General features: G+C 40.2%; 15 protein-coding genes. 6 read left to right on the top strand and 9 right to left on the bottom strand.

Annotation, left to right across the window (positions count from 1 at the left end):
* Positions 1 to 39: 39 nt before the first annotated feature.
* A complete protein-coding gene (locus COCH_RS12240; protein ID WP_015783097.1) occupies positions 40 to 192 on the bottom strand; it encodes a hypothetical protein in 153 nt (50 codons plus the stop codon).
* A gap of 56 nt (positions 193 to 248) precedes the next feature.
* Between COCH_RS12240 and lysA the strand changes: the two genes are divergently transcribed.
* Positions 249 to 1445: a diaminopimelate decarboxylase gene (lysA, locus tag COCH_RS10810; protein WP_015783096.1), complete on the top strand. Its 1197-nt coding sequence runs from the start codon at positions 249 to 251 to the stop codon at positions 1443 to 1445.
* Between the two features lie 169 nt (positions 1446 to 1614).
* Here lysA and COCH_RS10805 read toward each other — a convergent pair whose 3' ends face one another.
* Together COCH_RS10805 and smpB are read right to left on the bottom strand one after the other, a co-directional pair.
* Positions 1615 to 2097, bottom strand: a complete 483-nt coding sequence (locus COCH_RS10805; protein ID WP_015783095.1) for a hypothetical protein — start codon at positions 2095 to 2097, stop codon at positions 1615 to 1617.
* A gap of 75 nt (positions 2098 to 2172) precedes the next feature.
* Complete coding sequence (gene smpB, locus COCH_RS10800) at positions 2173 to 2628, bottom strand: SsrA-binding protein SmpB (RefSeq protein WP_009410605.1); 456 nt, start codon at positions 2626 to 2628, stop codon at positions 2173 to 2175.
* A 77-nt stretch (positions 2629 to 2705) separates the two neighbouring features.
* On the opposite strand from smpB, the gene COCH_RS10795 reads away from it, so the two are divergent.
* Positions 2706 to 3308, top strand: coding sequence for a M15 family metallopeptidase (locus COCH_RS10795; protein WP_015783094.1), 603 nt, complete (start codon positions 2706 to 2708; stop codon positions 3306 to 3308).
* A gap of 71 nt (positions 3309 to 3379) precedes the next feature.
* Here the strand turns inward: COCH_RS10795 and COCH_RS10790 are convergent, their stop codons facing one another.
* From COCH_RS10790 to COCH_RS12235, 3 genes are all read right to left on the bottom strand, one after another.
* Positions 3380 to 4558, bottom strand: coding sequence for a glycoside hydrolase family 6 protein (locus COCH_RS10790; RefSeq protein WP_041546965.1), 1179 nt, complete (start codon positions 4556 to 4558; stop codon positions 3380 to 3382).
* A gap of 80 nt (positions 4559 to 4638) precedes the next feature.
* Positions 4639 to 5691 (bottom strand): glycoside hydrolase family 6 protein, encoded by a 1053-nt coding sequence (locus COCH_RS10785; protein WP_015783092.1) that lies wholly within the window; start codon positions 5689 to 5691, stop codon positions 4639 to 4641.
* A 332-nt stretch (positions 5692 to 6023) separates the two neighbouring features.
* Positions 6024 to 6215, bottom strand: coding sequence for a hypothetical protein (locus tag COCH_RS12235; RefSeq protein WP_041546864.1), 192 nt, complete (start codon positions 6213 to 6215; stop codon positions 6024 to 6026).
* 320 nt (positions 6216 to 6535) lie between these two features.
* On the opposite strand from COCH_RS12235, the gene rfbA reads away from it, so the two are divergent.
* From rfbA to COCH_RS10765, 3 genes are all read left to right on the top strand, one after another.
* Positions 6536 to 7417 (top strand): glucose-1-phosphate thymidylyltransferase RfbA, encoded by an 882-nt coding sequence (gene rfbA, locus COCH_RS10775; RefSeq protein ID WP_015783091.1) that lies wholly within the window; start codon positions 6536 to 6538, stop codon positions 7415 to 7417.
* 97 nt (positions 7418 to 7514) lie between these two features.
* The gene (radA, locus tag COCH_RS10770) at positions 7515 to 8879 is read left to right on the top strand and encodes a DNA repair protein RadA (RefSeq protein ID WP_009411859.1); all 1365 of its coding nucleotides are present in this window, start codon (positions 7515 to 7517) and stop codon (positions 8877 to 8879) included.
* 12 nt (positions 8880 to 8891) lie between these two features.
* Positions 8892 to 10310: a lipopolysaccharide biosynthesis protein gene (locus COCH_RS10765; RefSeq protein WP_015783090.1), complete on the top strand. Its 1419-nt coding sequence runs from the start codon at positions 8892 to 8894 to the stop codon at positions 10308 to 10310.
* On the opposite strand, the gene ybeY is transcribed toward COCH_RS10765, so the two are convergent.
* The 3 genes from ybeY to COCH_RS10750 form a co-directional block, all read right to left on the bottom strand.
* Entirely contained in the window at positions 10297 to 10716 is a 420-nt protein-coding gene (gene ybeY, locus COCH_RS10760; protein WP_015783089.1) for an rRNA maturation RNase YbeY, read from the bottom strand. The genes COCH_RS10765 and ybeY overlap by 14 nt on opposite strands.
* A gap of 5 nt (positions 10717 to 10721) precedes the next feature.
* Positions 10722 to 10931 (bottom strand): YgaP family membrane protein, encoded by a 210-nt coding sequence (locus COCH_RS10755; protein ID WP_002672528.1) that lies wholly within the window; start codon positions 10929 to 10931, stop codon positions 10722 to 10724.
* Positions 10932 to 11032: 101 nt separating this feature from the next.
* Positions 11033 to 12190 carry an ABC transporter permease gene (locus COCH_RS10750; protein ID WP_041546862.1) on the bottom strand — a complete coding sequence of 386 codons (1158 nt, stop codon included), beginning with the start codon at positions 12188 to 12190 and terminating at the stop codon, positions 11033 to 11035.
* Here COCH_RS10750 and COCH_RS10745 point away from each other — a divergent pair.
* Entirely contained in the window at positions 12174 to 13496 is a 1323-nt protein-coding gene (locus COCH_RS10745) for an exo-beta-N-acetylmuramidase NamZ family protein (RefSeq protein WP_041546860.1), read from the top strand. The genes COCH_RS10750 and COCH_RS10745 overlap by 17 nt on opposite strands.
* The last annotated feature ends 163 nt before the right edge of the window (positions 13497 to 13659 follow it).

Raw genomic sequence — 13659 nt, 5'->3', positions numbered from 1 at the left:
AACCATTAATCATTAAATAAGGCTTCTTTCTACATTATTTTATTCTCCCACCCCATTTGCTAATTTGCTAATTGACTCATTTACTAATTTTATCTGCCCGTGTGGCTCACACCCGCCTGTGTGGCTCACACCATCATTTGTCATTAATTTAGTATTATTGGCATTTCTGGTATTATTAATATTATTTGCCATTTTGCTAATTATTTGTACTTTTGTGCCCTATAATCATTTAAACAACAGTATATTCAATGAAAATAAACGATTTACTAAACATAGCAAATACTTACGGTAGCCCTGTATATGTATATGATGCCCAGAAGATTGCTTCTCAATATAACCGACTTACCAATGCCTTTGCCTCAGTACCCAAGTTGCGCATCAACTATGCAATGAAAGCCCTTTCTAATATTTCTATCTTGAAATTGATGAAGGACTTGGGGGCTGGTCTCGATACCGTTTCTATTCAGGAAGTACAGTTGGGATTGCTGGCAGGTTTTGACCCTCAGCAAATTATTTTTACGCCTAATGGTGTCTCAATGGACGAAATTGAGGAGGCTATGCGCTTAGGAGTACAGCTCAACATCGATAATCTTTCGTTCTTGGAGCAGTTTGGCACACAACACCCTGAGATACCCGTGTGTATTCGTATCAATCCACACGTGATGGCAGGCGGTAATAGCAATATTTCGGTAGGGCATATCGATAGTAAGTTTGGTATTAGCATTCATCAAATACCGCATATCTTGCGCATCGTCGAGAATACAAAGATGCACATCAACGGTATCCATATGCACACAGGTAGTGATATTTTAGATATTGATGTGTTCCTATACGCTGCCGAAATACTCTTTGAAACCGCTAAACACTTTAAGGATTTACAATTTATCGACTTTGGCAGTGGCTTTAAAGTGCCTTATAAAGAGGGAGATATACAAACCAATATAGAAGAGTTGGGCGAACGTCTCAGCAGTCGCTTTGCTGATTTCTGCAAGGAGTACGGTCGCAACCTTACATTAGCTTTCGAACCTGGTAAGTTTTTAGTAAGTGAAGCAGGCTACTTTTTAGTAAAGGTGAATGTAGTAAAGCAAACCACTTCTACGGTATTTGCAGGCATCGACTCTGGTTTCAATCATCTTATCCGACCAATGTTCTACGGGGCTAATCATTATATCGAAAACATTTCTAACCCCGAAGGTAAGAATCGTTTCTATTCAGTAGTCGGGTATATATGCGAGACCGATACCTTTGCCTCCAACCGACAAATAGCTGAGATTACTGAGGGCGATATATTGTGCTTTCACAATGCAGGTGCCTATTGCTACACTATGGCGAGCAACTACAATTCACGCTTGCGTCCAGCAGAAGTATTGTGGCAGAATGGGGAAGCTAAACTTATCAGAAAGGCAGAAACCTTCGAAGACTTACTAAGAGGACAGATATATTAACAATAAAAAAGGCTGTCCGAAAAGTCTTAAAATCGCATTTGCGTCGCTACACTTTGCCAAAGTTTCAGATTTTGGCAAAGTTCATACTTCTTTTATTGTCTGTGTGGTTCGCACTTATTGCCTGTGTGGCTCGCACTTTTTGCTTGTGCGGCTCGCACTGTGGCTCGCACTATAAAAACCGGTTGTGCCAGCTGTCTTCCAAAGGCACTTCCCAATTCTCTTCGCATTCTATTTTAGTATTTACCAAATTGTTGAACACTATAGTCTGTGCCGATACTGCTTTTTCTTTTACCATTTTTTTGAAATCGGCAAGGTTTTTATAGGCGATGTGTTCACCTTGACGGTAACTCACATTCATACGGTCAAGCAATGTAACGTTGTATTGGGCTTCAAGCTCTTGAATAAAGTGCGCTAAAGCATCAAGAGAACAACCTCCTACACCGTGGGCATCGGGTAATGCTCCTATAACTATAAATCGGTTATAGCGCAATTCAAATGATGATAGCAAATCCTTACCGTGCACCATCCAGTGGTTTATAAATTCTTCTAATTGTGTATGCAGTTGCTTTTGCTCTTCTTCTGTAAAGCTACGGTTGCATTGGTATACCCACACACGGGCATCATCGGGGAGTTCTTTAAAATCTCTATACACTTATCTAATGATTAATTGTTAATAATTAATTCACAGTTTGCCCCTCTCCTTGGGAGAGGGGAACGGGGTGAGGACTTACTTCTTCATCAGCCTATCCAAGTTTCTCTTGTTATCACGGTCTTTAATAGTTTCGCGTTTATCGTACAATTTCTTACCGCGTACTAAGGCTATATCCATTTTAGCCAAGCCTTTTTCGTTAATAAAGAGTTTGAGAGGTACGATGGTAAGTCCGCTATTTTTCACTTCTTTATTGAGTTTGCGAAGTTCTTTTTTCTGCAAAAGCAGTTTGCGTTCACTTTTTGGGCGGTGGTTGTAATAGGTGCCAAAGTCATATGCTTCAATGGTAGAGTTGATTACGAAAAGCTCTCCTTTATCGTTAAACTCGCAAAAACTCTCAGCTATCGAGGCTTTTCCCATTCGTATAGACTTTATTTCGGTACCCACGAGCACAATCCCCGCCGTGTATTTGTCGAGGATTTCATATTCAAATTTTGCCCGTTTGTTGAGTATTTGTACTGTTTTCTGAATCATAGCACAAAAGTAGTAAATTTGTTACATATAGCAAGCCTTTTTTAAGTTTTTTTGTACTTTTGCCGAAAATCACTCTTATGAAATACCTCTTACAACTTTTTATATTATTATCAGTGTCCTCACTTTTAGCACAGCAGAATGATTTTGTGCTCCTCAGAAGCCTTTCTAATGACTTTGTATTCGATATGAAATACGCCACCCCCGATAATTTTCTCAAACAAGCAGTATATGATTGTGGAGAATGCTATCTCCGCAAGAGTACTGCAAAGGCTTTGGTAAAAGCTAATGAAGAGTTTAAATCGTTGGGATACCGCATTAAATTGTTCGACTGCTACCGACCGCTTTCGGTACAGAAAAAGATGTGGAAGATACTTCCAGGTACCCACTACGTAGCAAACCCCGCGAAAGGTTCTAAACACAATCGCGGGGCTGCTGTCGATCTTACCCTTGTAGATGCACAAGGCAAGGAATTAGATATGGGTACTCCTTTTGATTTCTTTGGTAAAAAAGCACATCACACTTGCACGACCCTCCCTAAAAAGGTACTTGAGAATCGCAAGTTGTTGAAGGGTGTACTCAACAAATATAACTTTAAATCTATTTTCTCAGAGTGGTGGCACTATGAGTACCGTCCCGAAATGCAATCTAAAGTCGAAGACTTCCAATGGCAATGTAAATAAAATGTCTCTTCTGTTGTGCTACGACTCTTCACACACTTTGCCAAAGTTTCTAATTGCTTGTCGTGTTACGACTATTTTAAGTTTTGAGGTACTTCCAAAATCTCTATACTTTTCACTCTCATAGCGTTTTGCACCAAGTGTCTTGTATATTCAGGATAAGGCTTTCCCGCTGCGGGGGCTCCCATATTACATTCACCATCAGAGCCTCCTCCTCCGTTAATCCACAAATAAGCATCGGCGTGTGCACCTGTGGTTTTGGTAGTGCTACGCGGGCCTAAAGCTGCATTAAAGTTATTGCAAGAGTTATAAGGAGCATTTGCATTTTGGTGTTTAGGTCTATTAATACCACTGCGCCCTGTGTCAATCACGTAATGCACATCTTTAAAACCTTTAGAAGCTAAGTAAGTTACAAATCTCTCGGCTCCGGCTTGTTCTTCGGCAGTGCCTCCTAAGCCCGAAACATTCAGTGCGAAACCACGCATATATTTTAAACCTCCATCTATAATAGCATTGGCAACAGCTTCAGGGTGTTTTGTGACCAAATCAGAATTCCCAGCGTGAATATAGCTCACTACATTAGGGTTGTTCTTATTTAGTTTTTCAGCGGCATAATTAAGCAGTTCAGCACGCTCATTGTATTTAGCTGAGCCTCTTGGGTGACCGCAGTAGTTAATGGCATCAGGTTCAATAATAACCACCGCACGGCGTTGTCCAATAATGGCACTTACACGGTCTATCCACTCTTTGTAAGAAGCAGCATTAGGGTGCCCTCCTTTTGAAAACGACCCACAATCGCGATTGGGAATACCGTAAAGCACCACAATAGGCGTTTTGCGAGCGCGTTCTGCTCCCTCAACGAAGTTTTTAAGCCAACGGTCATTTTTCTCTTTACCACCACTACCAGGACTAACACCGCCGTCATACCAACCTCCGCAGGGCGTACCATACACTTGGTAATACAGCTTTTTCAACTCGGCATTTTTTTCATTTTTTACTACGTCTAACCGAGAGGGCTCCAAGTAAAAATCCCAGTCATAAGCTACCGGCTTTTTACCTTGTGGTGGGTTAGGTGGAATAGGAGGAGTAACCGGAGGCGTAATAGGAGGTGTAGTAGGGGTCTGAGTAGTAGGAGTTTGTGTAGTAGAGGTTTGCGTTGTTGGAGTCTGTGTAGAGGGGTCGCTCTCTTCCCCTGATTTTTCACAGGCGGTCATTACCCATAAAAAAGCTACTAAGGATAGTAATTTATTCATAATCATTAATCTTATTTATCTGTATTATTCTTATCTTTGCAATGATAAAGGTTATTTTATAATTGCCTGTCGTGTTACGACTATTTTAAGTTTTGAGGTACTTCCAAAATCTCTATACTCTTTACTCTCATAGCGTTTTGCACCAAGTGTCTCGTATATTCAGGATAAGGATCTCCCGCTGCGGGGGCTCCCATATTACATTCACCGTCAGAGCCACCTCCTCCGTTAATCCATAAATAAGCATCGGCGTGTGCACCTGTGGTTTTGGTAGTGCTACGCGGGCCTAAAGCTGCATTAAAGTTATTGCAAGAGTTATAAGGAGCATTTGCATTCTGGTGTTTAGGTCTATTGATGCCACTGCGCCCTGTGTCAATCACGTAATGCACATCTTTAAAGCCTTTAGAAGCTAAGTAAGTTACAAATTTCTCGGCTCCTGCTTGTTCTTCAGCAGTGCCTCCTAAGCCCGAAACATTCAGTGCGAAACCACGCATATATTGTAAGCCTCCATCTATAATGGCATTGGCAACAGCTTCAGGGTGTTGTGTAACCAAAACAGAATTCCCAGCGTGAATATAGCTCGCTACATTAGGGTTATTCTCTTTTAGCTTTCTTGCACAATAAGTAAGCAAATCAGCGCGTTCTTTGTACTCAGCCGAGCCCTTTTTATGTCTACAGTAGTTAATAGCATCGGGTTCGATAATTACTACTGCACGGCGTTTTCCAATAATGGCACTTACGCGATCTATCCACGCTCTGTAAGAAGCAGCATTAGGATGTCCACCTTTTGAAAACGAGCCACAATCGCGATTGGGGATACCGTAAATCACTACAATAGGCGTTTTGCGAGCGTGTTCAGCTCCTTCAACAAAATTCTTTAGATAGAGGTCGCTATCCTTACTGTTTGGGTTAATTCCATCATACCAATCTCCGCAGGGCGTACCATACACTTGGTAATACAGTTTTTTCAACTCGGCATTTTTTTCATTTTTTACTGCATACAACCGAGAAGGCTTCAAATAAAAATCCCAATCATAAGGTATTTGAGTTTGCGTATTTTTGGGCGTATCTTCCCCTGATTTTTCACAGGCGGTCATTACCCATAAAAAAGCTATTAAGGCTAGTAATTTCTTCATAATCTTTAATCTTATTTATGTGTTAATTTGGCAAAGGTAGGAATTTATTTTCATTTACCCAAAATTATTTTCTAATTAATTTTTCCAGTCGTTTTTCTCCGTTTGCTCTCCGCTTTTTCACCACCTTGTCTCTACTTTTCCTTTGTTCATTGTCTATTTTCCCGTGTGGCTTGCACCGTCATTTATTCGTTTATATGTACGAACTTTGCCAAAGTTTCAAACTTCGGCAAAGTTGAAATCTACTAATAACCCTCTTTTTATTTTTATCTTAGCTTTAACTTACCCCCACTTTTCCTTCGTCATTTCTTTATCTGCCCGTGCGGCTCGCACCGTCATTTGTTCGTCATTTGTTCGTTCATTGTTCGTCTTTTCTTCGTCTTTTGTTCGTCATTTCTTCGTCTTTTGTTCGTCTTTTCTTCGTTCTTTGTTCGTCTTTTCTTCGTTCTTTGTTCGTCTTTTCTTCGTCTTTTGTTCGTCTTTTCATTATCTGCCCGTGCGGCTCGCACCGTCTTTTGTTCGTTCATTGTTCGTCTTTCCTATAAGCTTTTTATATCTACATTATTTTATTCTCCCGTCCCCATTTGCTAATTGACTCATTTACTAATTTACTAATTTTATCTGTCTGTTGCGCTACGAGCTCACACTTTACCTTTTACCTTTTATCTTTTATCTTTTACCTTCAACAATTGGCATTGTGGTATTAATAGCACATTTGCTAATTTCAAATAAATACTGTACCTTTGCCAAAGTTTTTTTGATAGCTTGTCGTATAACGACTTTGGGCAATGCTCAAAATAATATGAAAGTTATAGTAATTACTAACGTCTGAAAAAACTAACAACCGATGAAAGGAATTATATTAGCAGGCGGTTCAGGTACACGCCTTTACCCCATTACTAAGGGAGTTTCTAAACAATTGCTCCCTATTTACGATAAACCAATGATTTACTACCCATTATCGGTGCTGATGCTTTCGGGTATTCGCGAGGTATTGGTAATTTCTACTCCTCAGGACTTACCAGGTTTTGAGCGCCTCTTAGGTGACGGTTCCGACTTCGGCATTCGCCTTAGCTATGCCGAGCAACCCAGTCCCGATGGCTTGGCTCAAGCTTTTATCATAGGCGAAGAGTTTATAGGCGATGACGATGTGTGCCTGGTATTAGGAGATAATATTTTCTACGGACAGAGTTTCTCGAAAATGCTCGCTCAAGCGGTAGAGAATGTAAAGAAAGAACACAAAGCTACTGTCTTTGGTTATTACGTAAAAGACCCTGAACGTTATGGAGTAGCTGAGTTTGACACCGCGGGTAATGTGCTTAGCATTGAGGAAAAACCCACACAGCCTAAATCTAACTATGCCGTAGTAGGACTCTATTTTTACCCCAATAAAGTAGTGAAAGTAGCCAAAAGTATCAAACCCTCAGCACGAGGTGAATTGGAGATTACTACGGTGAATCAAGAGTTTCTAAACGACGGCGAATTAAAAGTACAACTTTTAGGGCGCGGTTTTGCGTGGCTTGATACGGGTACTCACGATTCACTTAGCGAAGCATCAAACTTCGTAGAAACCTTAGAGAAACGTCAAGGACTCAAAATCTCTTGTTTGGAAGAAATAGCCTATCGTAAAGGTTGGATTACTGCTGAAAAGTTGCAAGAGTTAGCAAAACCAATGCTCAAAAACCAATACGGGCAATATCTTTTGCAATTAACGATGAACAATAGATAATTTGCTTTTCCAGATAATCTAACGCCTAAAACCTAACCTCTATCTATGCTGGCACGAGCTTGTAGCTCGTGCTTCCTAACATCTAATCTCCTAAAAAATGGCAAAACTAAAAACAGCATATTTCTGTCAGAATTGCGGAGCACAATACAGCAAATGGCAAGGACAGTGTTACGTCTGCAAGCAGTGGAATACCATTGTGGAAGAAGTCGTACAGAAAGACACTGCTCCTGCTTGGCAAGAGAAAGAATCACCTATCAAGAGTAAAGCTCCTAAGTATATCTCTATTTCGCAAATCGATACACAACAGGAGGCGCGCCTCAATAGCAACAACCACGAATTGAATAACGTTTTGGGTGGTGGAATTGTACCGGGGTCGGTTACTCTTTTAGGGGGTGAACCTGGCATTGGCAAGAGTACGCTACTGCTACAAATAGCTCTTAACTTGCCTTATCGTACCCTCTACGTATCGGGGGAGGAAAGTGAGAAACAGATAAAAATGCGCGCTGACCGCATTCCGCATAAGCTCGATAATTGCTTTATCCTCACTGAAACTAAGACGCAAAATATCTTTCAGCAGATAAAAGAACTCTTGCCCGAAATCGTGATTATCGACTCTATCCAAACCCTTCAATCTGATTATATAGAGGCATCAGCAGGGAGTATTTCTCAAATTAGGGAATGTGCCTCCGAACTGATTAAGTTTGCTAAAACTACTCACACTCCTGTAATACTCATTGGGCATATCACTAAGGACGGACAAATAGCAGGACCTAAGATATTAGAGCATATGGTCGATACGGTTTTGCAGTTTGAAGGCGACCGTAATCACGTGTACCGTATCTTGCGTTCACTGAAAAACCGCTTTGGCTCTACTTCCGAACTAGGTATTTACGAGATGCTTAGCAACGGATTGCGTGAGGTAAATAATCCTTCGGAGATTCTCATTTCCAAAACCGATGAGACGATTAGCGGTACCTCCATAGCTGCCACTTTGGAAGGTATGCGTCCGCTGATGATTGAAATACAAGCACTCGTAAGTACAGCGGTATATGGAACACCACAACGCAGTACTACGGGCTTCAATGCCAAACGCCTCAATATGCTTTTGGCAGTGCTTGAGAAACGCGCAGGATTCCGCTTAGGAGCTAAGGACGTCTTCCTTAATATTACCGGAGGCATTACTATCGACGACCCCGCCACTGACTTAGGAGTGGCGATGGCTATCCTATCTTCTAACGAAGATATAGCAATTGAAAAGGACGTCTGTTTTGCCGGCGAAGTAGGATTAGGCGGTGAAATACGCCCTGTACAACGCGTAGAGCAACGCATTACAGAAGCTGAGAAATTAGGCTTCAACACTATTTTTGTATCAAAATATAACAAAATAGCCCTTAAAAATACTAAAATTAGGATTGTAAAAGTTGCCAAGATAGAAGATGCAATACAAGAACTATTTGGATAATAAAAACGCCTTATGTTGAAAAAACTTTTTAAAGATACCATTATCTACGGCATTGCTACTGTACTCCCTCGTGTGCTTACCCTATTGCTCACAAGGTTGTACGTGAATAAACTCGATACTGCCGATTTTGGTATCTATTCAGGGTTGTTTGTCTATCTTATCTTGGGGAACGTACTGCTATCATACGGTATGGAAACAGCTTTCTTCCGCTTTATGAACAAAGGCGAACGGAAGAAGAAGGTACAATCTACTGCACTTACTTCTCTTACAGTCAGCTCTTTGTTTTTCCTGCTGATTGCCTACTTATTGCGACACTTTATTGCCTCCTGGCTGAACTACGATGTACAGTATATTGTCTTTGCCATTTATATATTAGTACTCGATGCCTTAGTGGTTATTCCGTTTGCGTGGCTCAGGAACAAAGGCAAAGCCAAACTTTATGCTATTGTTAAAATAGGGAATACAGCAGTGAATTTAGCTCTTAACATTTACTACCTGAACTATTTACCTGCTGAAACCCTTGCTACCAACGGTGGTGTATATTATATCTTTTTAGCCAACGTAATAGCGAGTTTAGCGACTTTCATTGTCTTGTTGCCTATCTATTTCAAAATACATTTCCGTTTTGATTATCGACTTTGGAAAGAGATGATGATTTATGCTTTCCCTGTATTATTGGCAGGTATTGCTTTTGCCGTAAACGAAGGTTTTGACCGAGTGTTCTTGCGTATGCTCCTTCCCGCTGATACTGCCGATGGAACTATAGGTATTTATTCTGCTTGTTACAAAATGGGGGTATTTATGAACCTCTTTGTTACTGCTTATAAACTTGGTATAGAACCTTTCTTTTTCAGCAGTGCACAGGATAAGAATGCGCCTAAAACCTATGCTCGTATCACTGAATATTTCATTGTTTGCGGAGGCTTTATTTTGCTCTTTATTACCGTATTCACTGATGTTTTTAAACTTATTTTGATACCTAACAAAGCCTATTGGGAAGCCCTTTGGATTGTACCTATTATCTTGTTAGCTAACCTTTGTTTGGGTATTTACCACAGTCTTTCGGTGTGGTACAAAGTAACCGACCGTACCAGTTTCGGGGCTATCGTATCCTTAGTAGGAATGGCTATTACGGTAGTGTTCAACTTTGCGCTTATTCCTTGGCTCAGTTATAAAGGGGCGGCGTTAGCAACACTCATCACCTATGGGGCGATGATGTTTATTTCGTATTACTACGGACAAAAATACTATCCGATACCCTATAAAAAAAGGAAGATAAAAATCTTCCTTGGAATGAGTGTTGTTTTCTCATTTGTAAATTTCTATGCTTTTGACAATAGTATCTACATAGGCACCTTACTTTTGCTTATTTATGGTTATTTAGCGAGTTTTACTATAAAGCTCAAATCTACTCTTCCTAAACAACCGTAAAAAGGTTCATCTTTTCTTCTTCTTTGTTGCGCATTAGCGCACTGTCTTCCGGTGTTTTATCCTTATAACCGCAGAGGTGTAACAAGCCGTGTGCCAATACCCGCAGGAGTTCTCTTTGGAACGGCACTTTAAAGATGTTAGCATTCTCCTTTACACGTTCTACCGAAATATAAATATCCGAATGGAGCACTTTGCCCTCAGAATAATCAAAGGTGATGATATCGGTAAGGGTGTCGTGTTGCAAGTACTCTACATTTATTTTGTGCAAATACTCATCATCGCAAAAAATATAGTTGATATTGCCCACCTCTTTACCTTCGGATTGGGCTACGCGTTTCACCCAACGTTTTACTTCGTTTTTCTTAAAAGGAAAGACAAAGGGAGTTTCGTTAAAAAAAGAAGTCATAATAATTATTTTTCTTTAGGCTTATAGGTACTGATACCTAAAAGTGCGTAAATGGGTGAGAAATTAATGAGAATGGTTACCAAAAGCAATATAGAAACGCCTGATAACACGGAAGCAATGGTAATAGAAAACTCGTTAAAATACCCCAATATCGCAGTGATAACGATAATGAGCAAACGGATATTCTTGTCCAAAGTGCTAATATTTCTTTTCATATAGTCACATTTTTTAATTTGTGGCAAATGTACTTCTTTATTTTGAATAAAGCAAAGATTTTAAATAATTATGCACTCACTTTTGCACTATCTCAAATTATTTACGCAAACTTCATAGATTTAGTAGGTGATATTTTGGTAATCACATAGGTAGGAATGAGTAGCATTAGCAAGCACAATAGCAAAACGCCTATATTGAGCAATAACACCCACAGAGGAGTGAAAGCAATCGGTACTTCGGTTACATAATAGGTGGCAGGGTCTAACTTGATAAGGCTGTAACGCTGTTGTAACCAGAGCAATAAGAATCCTAAAACATTCCCCCATAAGAGTCCCAAGCCTATGATATAGGTAGCATTATACAAAAATATCTTGCGGATACTGCGGTCAGAAGCACCTAAGCTCTTTAAAGTACCTATCATTGGTGTTTTCTCCAATATGAGCACGAGAATAGCCGTAATCATATTAAATCCACCAACAACTATCATTATCCCGATGATGAGGTAAATATTGAAATCGAACATACCAAGCCATTCGAAGATAAAAGGAAACTTCTGAATGATAGTTTGCGAATCGAGGAATGAACCTACCTTGCCGTACACTTGTTTGCCTACTTCTTCTATACGGTCAAAATCTTTGATAAAAAGCTCGAAATTGCCTATTTGGTCAGGTTGCCATTTATTAATTTTCTGAATATGACGTATATCAGTGAAGACGTACGACGCATCAAATTCTTGAAAGCCACTATTGTAAAGTCCTACGATTTTAAAACTACGTTGGTTAGGAGCTTGGGCAGCTTCGTCTTTTAAAAAGATAGCTTGGCAACGGTCGCCCAGTTTTAGGTGCAATCTGTTGGCTAAATAGGTAGACATTAGCACCTCATCGGTTACTTCTTCACTCGCTACATTAGGGGTGCGTCCTTCGGTAATAAAATCGCGAATAAGCGACCAATTGTAGTCTTTTCCCACACCTTTAGCGAGAATCGATTCATAAGTGGTTTCAGTACGGATGATACCACCTTTGGTAGCTACTGCTTGAATATGGGTAACTTCGGGTACTGCTGAAAAAGTAGGGTAAAAATCTTGTTGTAACTTAATAGGTTTAGTACTAACCTCTGATATATTATTGCTATAATCAAAAATCTGAATGTGCCCGTGAAAGACTACCAACTTCTCCCTAATCTTGCGTTGCAAGCCAATACCCGTAGCAATGGCAATGAGCATCATCACCATACCCACAGCAATGGCAGCTATTGCCATTTTGATAATTGGGGAAGAAATTGTACCTTTGTCCCCTTTCGAAAAAATAACTCTTTTTGCTATGAAATATTCAACATTCAAAACAATAATGCCTTTTAGAAGTGCCAAAGTTACACTTTTTTTCTTATGTACGCTTATATCGTGCAAAAATAATGGACAGACACAAGGTAATGCTTCTGTGCAAAACACTGAAAAACAGACGAAAGAAGTGGTGGTAGGCGCTAACCGAATGTATCTTTACATTAAGGATTTACGCGCTAAAAATATAGCTATCGTTACGAATCAGACTGGGATTGTGAAAGCCGAAAAAGGGAATTATGTGCATTTGGTGGATACGTTATTAAAGAAGAAAGTATCTATCAGCAAGGTTTTTGCTCCTGAACACGGATTCAGAGGGGAAGCCGATGCAGGTGAAGTAGTGAAAGACGGCAAGGACTCTAAAACCGGCTTGCCTATTGTATCGCTCTATGGTAAAAACAAAAAACCTACTGCTGAGCAACTGAAAGGTGTAGACCTTGTACTTTTTGATTTGCAAGATGTAGGGGTGCGCTTTTACACTTATATTTCTACTTTGCATTATGTGATGGAGGCTTGTGCTGAACAGCATATTCCTGTAATAGTACTCGACCGTCCGAATCCTAATGCGCATTACATTGATGGAGCGGTGTTGCAACCTGCTTTTAAGAGTTTTATTGGGATGCACCCTGTACCCGTGGTTTATGGAATGACTATTGGCGAATATGCTCAGATGATAAATGGTGAAAAGTGGTTGCAAGCAGGCGTTACTGCTGACCTTAAAGTGATTCCTCTTGCCTATTATACACATCAAACGTCTTATAGCTTACCGGTAAAACCTTCGCCTAACTTACCTAATGATGTATCGGTGAACTTGTACCCAAGTTTGTGTTTTTTTGAGGGGACAAATGTGAGTATGGGGCGCGGTACCGATATGCAGTTTCAGATTTATGGCTCTCCTTATTTTGATAAGACGGCTTTTAGCTTTACGCCACACCCTAATGCAGGCGACAAGAATCCGAAGTTTAACGGTGAGCTATGTTACGGTGAGGACTTGAGAAAAACGCCTCGTTTGGATAAACTAAATCTCACTTGGCTTAAAAAAGCTTTTGAGCAAGGCAAAGGAGTGAAAACACCTTTCTTTACTTCATCGTTCAATAAGATTGCTGGTAATGATATATTAAAGAAGCAAATAAGCGAAGGGAAGACCGAAGACGAAATACGCCAATCGTGGAAAAAGGATATAGAGCAGTTTAAGGAGATGAGAAAGAAATATTTACTATATCCATAATTAATACTATAATGCCAATAATGCCAATAATACTAATTGTTGAAGATAAAAGGTAAAGTGCGAGGTCGTAGCACGACGGGCAGTGTGAGCCACACGGGCAGATGAACAAAAGACAAACAAAATATCCTCTCCCCAACCCTCTCCCAAGGAGAGGGAGTGTAGT

Origin of the sequence: Capnocytophaga ochracea DSM 7271, from assembly GCF_000023285.1 — a bacterium.
In the GTDB taxonomy this organism is placed as follows: domain Bacteria; phylum Bacteroidota; class Bacteroidia; order Flavobacteriales; family Flavobacteriaceae; genus Capnocytophaga; species Capnocytophaga ochracea.
Note: the sequence above shows the minus strand (reverse complement) of the source record. Positions and strands in the feature narration are given on the sequence as shown.